The sequence below is a fragment of the Bacteroides sp. genome, from assembly GCA_036351255.1.
Taxonomy (GTDB): Bacteria; Bacteroidota; Bacteroidia; order Bacteroidales; family UBA7960; genus UBA7960.
In genome coordinates, this window is record JAZBOS010000153.1 from 1 (window position 1) to 12,811 (window position 12,811).

Genomic DNA, 12,811 nt, shown 5'->3' on the forward strand with positions numbered 1-12,811 from the left:
CAATGAACCTCGGACCATACTATAGGTTTAGTCGGGTTTTAGTCGTTTTAAAACGACTAAAACCCGACTAAACCTATAGTATGGTCCGAGGTTCATTGGCCCTAATATTATGAGTTCATTATATTGGGCCAATAAAAAATCCGGAGGGTTCCTGGCTTCCTTTTAATAAGTGAAAGAAATCCCGGCGGACAAAAAAAGAAGGCTGCCCCAATGATAAGGGGCAGCCTTAAGATATTAAGGAATGAGAAATCCTAGTTCACGATTTCCTGGAATTCAGCCTGCTCAAAAAAGCGGATAAATTCGCGGTCTTTTTGGGCAATAGCCTTGTAACCGGGTTCGGCAGCAATGGCTTTCCTGAGGTTATCGTACAGCAGGTTGGTATCGTTGCGGCGTGCACCGATGATGGCTTTCAGGTAAAATACCTGTGCGCTTTCGGGGGTGCAGTTCAGGGTGTTGAGGGCAGCTTGCTGGTTGCCGGAAATCAGTTGCGACATAGCCAGGTTGTAGGTGCAGGTGTTGGTTGCCAAGGCAGTCGATGCAGCCTGGTAGTCACCCTGGATGATGTTGATGATACCCACGTTAGCGGTGGTGTTAACGTCGCGGCTGTTGGCGGTGTTGAAAAGCCTGACCGCATTGTCGTAGTCGTCCTGGTAAGCAGCAACTACACCAAGGTTGTTCTGGATGTAAGCGTTACCGGGAACGAGTTGATTGGCTTTTTCGAGGTCGGCAGCGGCGGCTTCAATGTTGCCGAGTTCGATATTTACTGCAGCGGCGTTATTAAACAAACGTGCGCAACGGGGGAACAGCGGCTGACCAGCTTTGTAAATGGCCAGTTTGGTGTTGAGGTCATCGGTAAGGGTAGCGGCATACAACAGTTCTTCGAGGGTCAGCTCAGAAGGATTGCTGGTGGCCAGCATGGCCATTTCAGCGTCTGTTTTCTTTGGCTCATAAAGGCTGACAACGAATTCGGCACGACGCAGGGGAGCCAGCAATTTTTCAATTTCGGCATAGATCAGGGTCATGTCCTTAATCCTTCTTTCCCTTTCAGCGGGTGCAACCTGTGCGTTAATAACGTTGGCAATGGCTTGCTTGTCGGGGAGGTCGCTGGCGTTGAGGGCAGCCATGAAACCGTCGAAGTCTTCGCCTTTTGCATTGACGGCAAAATCAACCCGTTCTATTTCAGTTTCGGTTTCCTCTTCAATGGTTTCAAAGAGGTCGGCCAGGTACTCATCACCGGTTTCTGCACGATTGGAAGCCAGTTCTTCGTTAAAGGCTACTTCACCTTCGGGAGAAGCCCAGGCGTTTACTTCAATGGATTTGAACTGCCAGCCACGTTTGATAAAATCGGTGAGGGCAGTAATTTTTGCTTGGTTTTCTTCATTTCGGTTAAGGTCAAGGCGCGGGTTAAAGTTGTGGCGCATGTAGTCAAAATATATACTTGCCTTTTCCGTAACGATGGTTTCTTTTTCATACTTGTCGGCCATATAGGCTACCATAAATTCACCCTTGTCAATGCGTGAAGCGGTGTTAATGGTACCATCGGCAATCTTCTCTTCAGGAAGGGCAATGGCGCGGTCTTCGCGGCCTTCCTTGTAAATCCGTGCCCGGAGAACCAACTCGGAAGCCAGCATTTCGGGCTGGAAGTCCATGACGTTGTTCATGTCGAAACTGGTGGAACTGTCCTGGTCAACCATAGTACCAGGGGAGGTGGTTTTGGTTCCACGAAGGGTTACGGTGGGCAATTCAAGCTCGCCGCCTTCGTGTATCAGCACAGGGGTTACTTCCATGATCGCCTTGCGGGCAAAATAACCTTCACTGATGGTTCCTTCGACATTGGCTGCTACTTTCCCTCCATGGTTCTCAAGCGGGTTGGTAGAGGTAGTGTAGTTCACCTGCTCGTCATAATTTTTAACCATTTTGCTGATTGCACAGCCACTGAAAATGGTTGCTGTAAGCAACATTAAAGCTAAAATCTTAAAGTTGATGCGTTTCATAGGTTTCTCTTTAGTATTTGGTTAATCAGTTTTTTGGTTTCACAAACGCTCTTTTCACATTACAAATATATAAAAAAATGGTATTATACACAGGGTTTAAAGATTTTGTTTAAGTCCTGAATCATATGTGATTTGTTAATTTATTCGCCTAAATATCTTTATTTTCATCCTGATCTGTTTTTTTAATACACGTAAAGAAAAAAAATTATAGTCAATTCATTGTTATGAAGGTCGAAATAATGCCTTGCCAAAGGGGTTGGAGTTGTTTCTTCAAAGAAGAGGATTCCGGTTTTTTAGAAGGATTAAGAAAAATTATTCTCAAAAAAGCAAAAAGGGTTTTGCAGTATTGCAAATTTGTTTTACATTTGCACTCCTTTTTCGGGAAAACCCGGCCCGTTCGTCTAGGGGTTAGGACGCAAGGTTTTCATCCTTGTAACAGGGGTTCGAATCCCCTACGGGCTACTTAAGAGCAGTGATTAAAAAATTTGAAATTCAGGTTATTATGGCTAACCATAAATCAGCACAGAAAAGAATCCGTTCGAACAACGCCAAAAGGCTCAGGAATCGCTATTACGCAAAAACTACCCGCAATGCCGTGAAAAGGCTTCGCAACACCACTGAAAAACAAGATGCCTTGGAAAAATTGCCCAGGGTGATCTCTTTGGTTGACAAGCTGGCCAAGCGTAATGTGATTCATAAGAATAAGGCTTCCAACCTGAAGTCTAGCCTGATGCGTCACGTGAACAAAATGCAGTAAGAGGCGGCACATTTAGGAAACTGTCCAGAGGCATATGCCGACAAGGAAATTTTTCTATCTTTGCTGCGCAAAAATAATGGCCCGTTCGTCTAGGGGTTAGGACGCAAGGTTTTCATCCTTGTAACAGGGGTTCGAATCCCCTACGGGCTACCAGATGAGACCCTCCTTTCGGAGGGTTTTTTTATTTTATTGCAATTCTTTTTATATTTGAATCCGCAAGGATTGTTTACCCTTCGTCCTCTCGTTTTTTTCTCTGGTTCTCTGTTTTTCTTCTTTAGTTTAAATCTTTTCTCACTGATATGAATTGCCATGGTAGAACATGCCAATGTGCCAGCAACAGAACCGGTAATGCGCCTGAATAGCATTAAGAACTGGGCAGAACACGATCGTCCGCGCGAAAAACTTCTTGAGAAGGGGCAAAAAGCCCTGTCGGATGCCGAGTTGCTTGCTATCCTCATTGGCTCAGGTTCGGCCAATGAATCGGCTGTGGATCTCTCCAAACGTATCCTTGCCAGCGTATCAAATAACCTTTCTGAACTTTCGCGACTGGGGATCCCTGAGTTGCTTCGTTTCAGGGGAATCGGGCCAGCAAAGGCCATCAACATCATTGCTGCCCTGGAGCTTGGACGGCGCCGCCGCCAGAGCGAAAGCCTGCAACGTCAGACCATTACTTCGAGCCAGGACGCTTTTGAACTGATGCAGCCCATCGTGGGCGACCTTGCTTACGAGGAATTCTGGGTGATTACCCTGAATCGCTCAAATAAGGTGAAACGAACCCTTTGTGTCAGCGAAGGTGGGGTGGAAGGAACCATTGCCGATCCAAAAAAAATCTTTAAGATGGCCTTAGAGGATAATGCTTCGGGGGTAATTTTGTGTCATAACCACCCCAGCGGAGCCTTACGCCCCAGCGAAAACGATGTTAAGATTACCCGTAAATGCAAGGAAGCGGGCGCTTTTCTGGAGCTTCCCGTGCTCGACCACCTGATTGTGGGGCACGAGAAGTATTTCAGCTTTGCCGACGAGGGCTTGCTGTAAGCGGATCGACCGAAAACCCGCCTTCGCCTGCTTGCAGATTTTTTCGGCAAACAAAATTTTCCTTTTACCTTTATGCCAATATGATTATTGACATTTTACAGGCATGATACTGGTTTATTGCCCTAAGGTTACCAATCGTGTGAAATATGTTTTGGGTCTGATGCTGGAGACCCTGCTGGATGTGGAATGGGAATTGACCTCGCATGCCGAAATCTTTAAAGGCTATGCTGGCGCCAGGTTAAATTACAGCCCGAAACCCCTGTCGGATGCTGAAGTTTTTATACATTCTTCAGGATTTCTTGAGAAAAGGGGTGTACAGCCTGTTTTGCCTTCGCTGGTTTGGAAAGATGGCCTGCCCTGCCTTTTCCCCTCGGAAGATACCCAATGCCAAATGGGCTTTGACTTGTTGGCTGCTGCCTTTTACCTCGTTAGCCGCTATGAAGAATACCTACCTGTAGAAAAGGATCAGCATGGCCGTTTTATGGCTGAAAAAAGCTTTGCCTTTAGTAACGGCTTTCTGGAGACCCCCTTGGTAAATCATTATGCCCTGTTGCTGAAAGATGCCTTGCAAAAAAAGTTCCCCGGGTTAATTTTCCCAGGACAGGAATACACCTTTTTCCCCACCTATGATGTGGATGTGGCCTATGCTTACCTTGGGCGCGGTTTTATTCGTGGAACGGGTGCAGCAATCCGATCGGCATTTCAGTTTGATGGCAAGGCCCTGAAAGAAAGAATGGATGTGGTTTTTGGGAAAAAGAAAGACCCATTTGATACGTTTGACATGCAGCTTGAGTGGCACCAGAAATTCAATCTTAAGGCTTTTTATTTTTTCCTTTGTGGCGATTACGGGCCCTTTGACAAGAATATATCCGTTTTTTCGACCGTTTTCCAAAACCTGGTGAAGAAGATCAGTGATTATTCATACACAGGCATTCATCCTTCCTATGCATCCAATGAGAGCCCAAGCCGGCTTGCAGCAGAAGTGTCGGGATTATCCAAGATCCTCAATCGTGAGATTCACTTCAGCCGCCAGCATTACCTAAAAATGGATTTGCCGGAAACATACCGCAACCTGATCCGCAACAATATCGACCACGACTTTTCCATGGGATATGCATCACAGCCCGGCTTCCGGGCATCCATTGCCAGCCCCTTTTTCTTTTACGACCTGGTAAGGGAAGAACAAACGATTCTGAAGGTATTTCCTTTTGCCGTGATGGACGGGACCCTGAAAGACTACCTGGGCTTTTCGCCCCGGGAGGCCCTGGAAAAATTGAAAAAATTGGTGAATACTGTCAGGGAAGTGAATGGCACCTTCATCAGCTTGTGGCACAATGAGTCGCTATGCGAATGCCAGCGCTGGAAAGGCTGGCTCTTTGTTTATGAGCAATTGCTGGAAATCGCTGCTCCAAAACCCCTGAAGCCATGATCAGGTATATTGCGCATCAGCAGATCGATTTTGAGAAGTGGGACGACTGCATCGACCGTTCAATCAACGGTATCTTTTATGCCTATTCGTGGTATCTCGACATGACAGCACCCGGCTGGGATGCCCTCGTTGAGGATGATTATCAAACCGTAATGCCTTTGCCAAACCGCAAGCGGTTGGGGGTTCGCTTTATTTATCAACCGTTTTTTGTTCAGCAGCTTGGCGTTTTCAGTTCTTCCAGCCTTACTCCTGAGGTTACTGCCCGATTTCTTGATGCCATACCTCCCCGTTTTCGTTTCGTCGATCTGAATTTGAATACTTTTAACAGGCTGGATGAAAGCTCCACCATAAAACGGCGACAAGGAATCACCCACCATCTGGACCTGATCGAATCGTATGAGCAGCTTGCTGAGCGGTATTCCTCCAATACACGGCGCAACATCCGGAAAGCTCAGAAGCAAGGTGTTTTTATCACGGCCCATGGTCGTCCTGAAGAAGTCATTCAGGCCTTCAGGGAAAATCGGGGTAAAGGACTCAACACATACCGGGAGCACGATTATCATATACTGAAGCATTTGATCTATGTGGGTTTGCACAAGGGAATGGCCACCCTGATGAGCGCATATACAGCCCAAAATAATTTTTGCGGGGCGATCGTGTTTTTTCGCAGCCACAAGAAAACCGTCTTTCTGTTTTCGGGCGCCACGCCGGCATCCCGTGAAAACGGGGCGATGTTCCTGTTAGTCGATGAATTTATTAAACAACAAGCGGGGCAAAACCTGGTGCTTGATTTCGAGGGTTCCAGCGATCCTGATCTGGCCAGATTTTATAAGGGCTTCGGTTCAAAAGAATGTGCATTTTTACAGGTTGAAATGAACAGGATGCCTGGTCTGTTCAGACAGGGCATGTCGTTTTATCGCCGGCTTCGCTCTGGGGGGAAAGGCCGTTAGAAATTTCATCAAGGAGTTATGGTACATTATCTTGGAAGAAAAAGTTCGCTGCTGAAGCATTTTATTGCTGAAGCGCGGGATGTTGAAATACAAAAGGATAGTTTAAGGTTTCGCAGGAACCTTGAGCGCCTGGGAGAGATTTTTGCCTATGAGATCAGCAAGGAGCTGAAATGGAGCCCCCGGGAAATAATTACCTCGCTGGGTGCGGCACAATGCGAAGTGCTGTCGGAACAACCGGTCATTGCTACCATTCTCAGGGCTGGCCTGCCCCTGCACCAGGGTATTCTAAACTTTTTCGATAAGGCAGAGAATGCCTTTATCTCAGCTTATCGCAAACATCACAAAAACGGACGCTTTGATATCCAGATCGAATATACCAGCTGTCCTAATCTGGATGGTAAAATTTTGATCCTCAGTGATCCTATGCTAGCTACAGGGGCTTCAATGGTTCTGACTTATAAGGAATTGCTGCGTCATGGAAAACCTCAGCACACACACATTGTTTCGGTGCTGGCCAGCGTGCAAGGGGTAGAATATGTTAAAAAACACCTGCCCTCAAAGGATTATACCCTTTGGCTCGGGGAGGTGGATGACGAATTAACAGCCAAGGCTTATATCGTACCCGGACTTGGAGACGCCGGCGACCTGGCCTTTGGTAGTAAACTTTAAATTGTAGTATATGTTTCCTGACTGGGCGGTTCTTGCCGAAAACTTTAAGATATCGCTGCTTTCCATACGCAGCCATATGCTCCGTACCTCTTTAACGGTGCTGATCATTGCCTTTGGCATTATGGCCCTGGTGGGGATTTTGACAGCCATTAGTTCCATAGAATCTTCCATATCATCGAATTTTGCACGCCTGGGGGCCAATAGTTTTTCCATCCGGAACCGTGAAATGCGTGTCGTTGTAGGAGGTGGAGGCGGTGGCCAGGCAAGGGAATACCGGCGCATTACATTTGAGGAGGCGACGGCCTTCAAAGACCGGTTTGATTTTCCAGCACTGGTATCTGTGTCCACATTTGGGACTGGTTCCACAGTCGTGCGTTACCGTTCGCGCGAGACCAATCCGAATGTTTCGGTAGTGGGAAGCGATGAAAATTATTTGGTGGCGACTGGGAATGAACTTGAGTATGGCAGGAACTTCTCGCCCCGCGAGTTGCAGTTCGGTGAGAATGTGGTAATCCTGGGCGCCGATGTGGTAAAAACCCTCTTCCCCAACAATGAGAACCCGCTGCAAACCTTTGTGACTTTTGGGAATACCCGCTATCAGGTGATCGGAGTGATGAAAGGAAAAGGTGCAGGCATGGGGTTTTCTGAAGATCAGCGTTGCGTATTACCCTTAGTAACGGTAAGGAAAAACTTTAGTCGTCCGCAAATGAATTACACAATTACCGTAAGTGCTTCCAACGTGATTGAAATGGAGTCCGCTATAGGGGAAGCCACAGGCCTCTTCAGGGTTATCCGAGGGGTGCGTCTTGGGGAAGATGACAACTTCGATGTAGCGCGAAGCGATAACATTGCACAGGCACTGATCGAGAATATGCGTTACGTTACTTTGGCGGCTTCCATCATTGGAATGATCACCCTGATTGGTGCGGCCATTGGCCTGATGAACATCATGCTGGTATCAGTAACGGAGAGAACGCAGGAGATCGGCATTCGTAAAGCCCTGGGAGCCACGCGAAAAGTCATCAAGCAACAGTTTCTTTCAGAAGCCATTGTAATCTGTCAGATCGGCGGAGTCCTTGGGATCCTCCTGGGGGTTTTGATCGGGAATATCCTTTCCCTTGTGATGGGTAATCCTTTTATTGTACCCTGGGTTTGGGTCATTGGAGGGGTGCTTTTGTGCATTGGTGTGGGCCTGATTGCCGGATATTATCCGGCAGCCAAGGCATCAAAACTTGACCCCATTGAATCCCTCAGGTACGAGTAACCCCTATAAAATTTATTTTCTTCTAAGTAGTTTTAGCAATTCATTATATTTTTTGTTATATTTGTCGGTATAGGAGGCCGCGTTTATAGGACGTGGATTTTTAAGAGGGGAACATATGGAGAAAATTAACGTTCTGGTTATTGACGACCATGACTTGATTATTCTAGCGTGCCGGCAAGTTTTTTCAAAAATCCCTGATATGAAATTGATCGGGGTGGCCAAAGATGGCGATGAGGGGTACAGGAAGATTGTTGATCTTAAGCCCGATGTCGTTATTATTGATATTTCCATTCCAGGAATCAACGGGATCGAATTGACCCGTAAGCTTACCCGTGAGTACCCCGATACAAAGGTTGTGTTGCATTCTTCCTCGGTAAGCGAGGAAGTGATTGTGATGGGTTTTGAGGCAGGAGCCATGGCTTATGTTCCCAAGAACTTTAAGCCCGGGCAGTTGGTCGAGGCCATCCGCACTGTGATGCGGGGTGAACATTACAGCAAAGGCTTTGTTTCGGACATCCTTATTGAGAATTTTCTCAATGATAAAAATAAAAAGGATGGCGGGTTTAAGTTGACCGACCGGGAACTGGAGATCCTGCGAGCCATTGCACAGGGCAGTACAAACCAGAATATGGCCGAGCTGTTCTGTATCAGCGTTCGTACCGTGGAAGCCCACAAAGCCAACATCATGAAAAAACTAAAGCTCAGCAACACAGCCGAGCTTGTTGTATTTGCCATCAAGAATAAAATCGTCAAGATCTGATTATTAGCTGTTTTCTTTGCCTTCCAGGGATTCCAGTTCCAGGTGGAACTGCTCCCAATCTTTTTCCGCTTTTGAAAGGCGGTTTTTTTGTGTTTCGTATTTTTTGAAAACCTCACCGCTTTCAATCACGGCAGGATTTAGGGATGGGTTGGCAATGATCTTTTCCAGTTCAGCCATTTCTTTTTCGCAGGCTTCAATTTCTTTTTCGGCCTTTTCAATGCCCTGCTGCAATTTTCGCAACTCGCGCTCGTATTGTTTCTTCTGTTCCCAGTTCTGACGACTTTCGGAGTTACCGGTTTCCCTTTCTTCGGCCACGGCCTTGCGTCCTGCTTCCAGTTGCCTGAGGGATTCAATGTTGCGATGGTCGATGAAGTCATATACATCGCCAATAAATTCCTTGATTTTTTTATTGCGAAATTCAAAAACCTTACCAGTAAGCCCCTGCAGAAAGTCGCGGTCGTGCGATACCACAATGATGGTTCCGTTGAACTGAAGCAGAGCGCTCTTCAGGATATCTTTAGAGCGCATATCAAGGTGGTTGGTGGGCTCATCTAGCACCAGCAGGTTGACGGGCTCAAGCAAAAGGCGGGCTATGGCCAGGCGCGACTTCTCTCCCCCCGATAATACTTTCACCTTTTTGTCGATGTCTTCTCCGCTGAACAGGAAGCCCCCAAGAATGTTGCGGGTCTGCTTGCGCACCTCTCCGGCTGCCACATCGTCCAGGGTCTGGAAAACGGTTTTTTCTGGATCGAGGAATTCCGCCTGGTTCTGGGCGTAATAACCGATCTTCACGTTATGCCCCAGTTTTACTATGCCCTCGTGCTGCAGGTCGCCAATGAGGATGCGCGACAGGGTGGTTTTCCCTTCCCCGTTACGGCCCACGAAAGCGATGCGCTCACCCCGGGCAATCATGAAGTTCAGGTCGCTGAGCACCTGCTTGCTGCCATAGCTTTTGGAGATCCCTATGGCTTCTACGGCCACCTTGCCCGAAGGCGGGGCCTCGGGAAACCGGAAATGAATGCTGCTCTTGTCCAGCTCTTCCACCTCCACCTTTTCCATCTTCTCGAGCATCTTGATCTTGCTCTGTACTTGTCTGGCCTTGGTATTCTTAGCCCTGAAGCGGGTGATGAAATGCTCAATTTGGGCAATCTGCCTTTGCTGGTTGCTGAAGGCGGCCATCTCCTGGGCCATACGCTCCTCGCGAAGCATCTCGTAGTCAGAATAGCAGGCCTTATAGTCGTAAGCCTTGCCCATACTGATCTCGATGGTACGGGTGGTTACATTGTCAAGGAAGGCCCTGTCGTGCGATACGACAATAACTGCCCCGGGGTAATCGATCAGGAAGTTCTCAAGCCATTGGATGGATTCAATGTCGAGATGATTGGTAGGCTCGTCAAGCATCACCAGCTCGGGGGTCTGTAAAAGGATCTTGGCCAGTTCCACACGCATTTGCCAGCCTCCACTGAACTCCGTCAGGGTCCTTTCCAGGTCACGCCTTTCAAAGCCCAAGCCAAGCAATACCTTTTCTGCGCGGGCGTGCTGGGTGGCACCTCCCAAAATGTCATAACGTTCGGTGGCCTCAGCCAACTTCTGGCTGAGCATATGATAGTCCTCGCTGTGGTAATCCGTGCGGTGGGAGATCTCTTCCGTTAGCTTGTGGATTCTTAGCTCCAGTTCCTTGATCTCGGCAAAGGCCTTCAGGGCTTCATTGATTACCGTTTGCTGGCTGGTAAAGTGCATCTCCTGGGGGAGATAACCGACGCTGCTGCCCGAGGGGCTGGCCAACTGACCCGTGGTAGGTTCCATCTGCCTGCTGATGATGCGCATCAGCGTTGTCTTACCAGCCCCGTTCCTGCCAACCAGCCCAATCCTGTCGCGCCGGTTGATGATGAACGAAATGTCATCAAACAGCGGCGTGCCGGCGAATTGAACGGAGATGTTGTTTAAAGAAATCAAGGAAGGTTTGAGGTTTGGGGTTTGGAGTTAAAGGTTTAAGGTTCAAGGTTTAAGGTTCAAGGTTTAAGGTTTAAGGTTTAAGGTTCAAGGTTTAATGGTAAGAACCAAATCTTTTTTTTATTTTTTACTTTTTACTTTCTACTGCTTACTTCCTACTGCCTACTGCTCTAATTCTCATAAGTCTCTTAAGTCACTAAAGTCACTTCAGTCTCAAATGCAGCTCATCCAGTTGTTTCCCGTCCACTGGGCTGGGGCTGTCGATCATCACGTCGCGGGCGGCGTTGTTCTTGGGGAAAGCGATGAAGTCGCGGATGGAGTCGGAGCCGCCAAAGAGGGCACACCAGCGGTCGAAGCCAAAGGCGATGCCACCGTGGGGAGGCGCTCCATAGCGGAAGGCATCCAGTAGGAAGCCAAACTGGTTCTGCGCTTCCTCGGGGGTGAAGCCCAGCACTTCAAACATCTTTTCCTGCAGCGTCCGGTCGAAGATCCGGATGGAACCCCCGCCGATCTCTACGCCGTTGATCACCATATCATAGGCGTTAGCACGGACCTTCCCGGGATCTGTGCTCAGCAAGGCGATATCCTCTGGCAGGGGGGAGGTAAAGGGGTGGTGCATGGCAAAGAAGCGCTGCGCTTCCTCATCCCACTCCAGCAAGGGGAAGTCGACCACCCACAGGCAGGCAAATGTATTGGGGTCGCGTAGCTCAAGTCTTTTGCCCATCTCCAGGCGCAGCTCCCCCAGGGCCTTTTGCGTGGCATTGGTTTCGCCGGCAAGGATCAGCATCAGGTCTCCGGGCTTGGCGGCAAAAGCCTCAGCCCAGCCAGCAAGCTGCGTGGCATCAAAGAACTTATCCACCGATGACTTAAAGCTGCCGTCGGCATTGTATCTAACATAAACCAATCCTTTGGCCCCAATCTGTGGGCGGCGCACCCAGACGGTGAGCTCATCCAGTTGCTTGCGGGTGTATTCAGCACAGCCTTCCGCGTTGATCCCTACGACCAGTTCTGCATCATCAAAGACCTGGAAGCTCTTGTTCTTGGCCAAGTCATTCAGTTCCACAAAACGCATCCCGAAGCGGGTATCCGGCTTATCACTGCCGTAATATTTCATGGCATCGGCATAGCTGATGCGGTCAAAGCTTATGTTGTCGATGCCCTTAACTTTTTTGAAAAGATGCTTCCCAAGCCCTTCAAAGGTATCCAGCACATCGTCGCGGGTCACGAACGACATCTCGCAGTCGATCTGGGTGAACTCGGGCTGGCGGTCAGCGCGCAGGTCCTCATCGCGGAAGCACTTCACGATTTGGAAGTAGCGGTCGATGCCGGCCACCATCAGCAATTGCTTGAAGGTCTGGGGCGACTGTGGCAGGGCATAGAACTGACCTTCATGAATGCGCGAAGGCACCAGAAAATCACGCGCCCCCTCTGGCGTTGACTTGATCAGCACAGGGGTCTCCACCTCCAGGAAGCCCTGGTCGCTGAGGTAATTGCGCGTCTCCACGGCCATTTTGTGCCTCAGCTCAAGGTTCCGCCTTACGCTGTTGCGGCGGATGTCAAGGTAGCGGTACTTCATCCTTAGCTCATCGCCCCCGTCGGTATTCTCTTCAATGGTGAAGGGCGGGGTTTGGGCCGGGTTGAGCACCATGATCTCCGATACAATGATCTCAATGTCGCCGGTGGGCATTTTGTGATTTTTATTGCTGCGCTCGGCAACCCGGCCCTTGACCTGCAGCACGTACTCGCGTCCCAGTCCGCGTGCCTGTTCGCACAATGCGCCATTGGTTTCCATGTTAAAGGCCAGCTGCGTCAGGCCATAGCGGTCGCGCAGGTCAATGAAGGTCATCCCGCCAAGGTCGCGCGAGCGCTGCAGCCAGCCCGCTAGGACCACTTCTTTTCCAACGTCTTCCAGGCGAAGTTCGCCGCAGGTATTTGTTCTTAGCATTTTATCAGATATTTCGTTCAGGGTGCAAAGGTAATCAATGAAAAAGGAATTTTGA

Annotated in this window: 10 protein-coding genes and 2 tRNA genes; 9 read left to right on the top strand and 3 right to left on the bottom strand. The window is 48.8% G+C overall.

The window, feature by feature from the left end:
* Positions 1–251: 251 nt before the first annotated feature.
* Positions 252–1,994: a hypothetical protein gene (locus V2I46_14505; protein ID MEE4178714.1), complete on the bottom strand. Its 1,743-nt coding sequence runs from the start codon at positions 1,992–1,994 to the stop codon at positions 252–254.
* Between the two features lie 390 nt (positions 1,995–2,384).
* Here V2I46_14505 and V2I46_14510 point away from each other — a divergent pair.
* The 9 genes from V2I46_14510 (at position 2,385) to V2I46_14550 (ending at position 8,858) form a co-directional block, all read left to right on the top strand.
* A tRNA-Glu gene (locus V2I46_14510) sits at positions 2,385–2,456 on the top strand.
* Between the two features lie 40 nt (positions 2,457–2,496).
* Positions 2,497–2,751: a 30S ribosomal protein S20 gene (rpsT, locus tag V2I46_14515; protein ID MEE4178715.1), complete on the top strand. Its 255-nt coding sequence runs from the start codon at positions 2,497–2,499 to the stop codon at positions 2,749–2,751.
* A gap of 78 nt (positions 2,752–2,829) precedes the next feature.
* A tRNA-Glu gene (locus tag V2I46_14520) sits at positions 2,830–2,904 on the top strand.
* 195 nt (positions 2,905–3,099) lie between these two features.
* Positions 3,100–3,786, top strand: coding sequence for a DNA repair protein RadC (radC, locus tag V2I46_14525; GenBank protein ID MEE4178716.1), 687 nt, complete (start codon positions 3,100–3,102; stop codon positions 3,784–3,786).
* Between the two features lie 103 nt (positions 3,787–3,889).
* On the top strand, positions 3,890–5,215 hold the full coding sequence (locus tag V2I46_14530) for a polysaccharide deacetylase family protein (GenBank protein MEE4178717.1): 1,326 nt from the start codon (positions 3,890–3,892) through the stop codon (positions 5,213–5,215).
* Positions 5,212–6,165 carry a hypothetical protein gene (locus tag V2I46_14535; GenBank protein ID MEE4178718.1) on the top strand — a complete coding sequence of 318 codons (954 nt, stop codon included), beginning with the start codon at positions 5,212–5,214 and terminating at the stop codon, positions 6,163–6,165. Before V2I46_14530 ends, V2I46_14535 begins: the two co-directional genes overlap by 4 nt.
* A gap of 18 nt (positions 6,166–6,183) precedes the next feature.
* Complete coding sequence (gene upp, locus V2I46_14540; GenBank protein ID MEE4178719.1) at positions 6,184–6,834, top strand: uracil phosphoribosyltransferase; 651 nt, start codon at positions 6,184–6,186, stop codon at positions 6,832–6,834.
* A gap of 10 nt (positions 6,835–6,844) precedes the next feature.
* Positions 6,845–8,098, top strand: coding sequence for an ABC transporter permease (locus V2I46_14545; protein MEE4178720.1), 1,254 nt, complete (start codon positions 6,845–6,847; stop codon positions 8,096–8,098).
* Between the two features lie 115 nt (positions 8,099–8,213).
* A complete protein-coding gene (locus V2I46_14550) occupies positions 8,214–8,858 on the top strand; it encodes a response regulator transcription factor (protein ID MEE4178721.1) in 645 nt (214 codons plus the stop codon).
* 3 nt (positions 8,859–8,861) lie between these two features.
* Here the strand turns inward: V2I46_14550 and V2I46_14555 are convergent, their stop codons facing one another.
* Positions 8,862–10,814, bottom strand: a complete 1,953-nt coding sequence (locus V2I46_14555) for an ATP-binding cassette domain-containing protein (protein ID MEE4178722.1) — start codon at positions 10,812–10,814, stop codon at positions 8,862–8,864.
* 199 nt (positions 10,815–11,013) lie between these two features.
* Entirely contained in the window at positions 11,014–12,756 is a 1,743-nt protein-coding gene (aspS, locus tag V2I46_14560; GenBank protein ID MEE4178723.1) for an aspartate--tRNA ligase, read from the bottom strand.
* Positions 12,757–12,811: the final 55 nt, after the last annotated feature.

Bases quoted from the DNA above. Each gene is read 5' to 3' on its own strand.
- V2I46_14505 (MEE4178714.1), bottom strand. From the start codon at position 1,994: ATGAAACGCATCAACTTTAAGATTTTAGCTTTAATGTTGCTTACAGCA.
- rpsT (MEE4178715.1), top strand. From the start codon at position 2,497: ATGGCTAACCATAAATCAGCACAGAAAAGAATCCGTTCGAACAACGCC.
- radC (MEE4178716.1), top strand. From the start codon at position 3,100: ATGCGCCTGAATAGCATTAAGAACTGGGCAGAACACGATCGTCCGCGC.
- V2I46_14530 (MEE4178717.1), top strand. From the start codon at position 3,890: ATGATACTGGTTTATTGCCCTAAGGTTACCAATCGTGTGAAATATGTT.
- V2I46_14535 (MEE4178718.1), top strand. From the start codon at position 5,212: ATGATCAGGTATATTGCGCATCAGCAGATCGATTTTGAGAAGTGGGAC.
- upp (MEE4178719.1), top strand. From the start codon at position 6,184: ATGGTACATTATCTTGGAAGAAAAAGTTCGCTGCTGAAGCATTTTATT.
- V2I46_14545 (MEE4178720.1), top strand. From the start codon at position 6,845: ATGTTTCCTGACTGGGCGGTTCTTGCCGAAAACTTTAAGATATCGCTG.
- V2I46_14550 (MEE4178721.1), top strand. From the start codon at position 8,214: ATGGAGAAAATTAACGTTCTGGTTATTGACGACCATGACTTGATTATT.
- aspS (MEE4178723.1), bottom strand. From the start codon at position 12,756: ATGCTAAGAACAAATACCTGCGGCGAACTTCGCCTGGAAGACGTTGGA.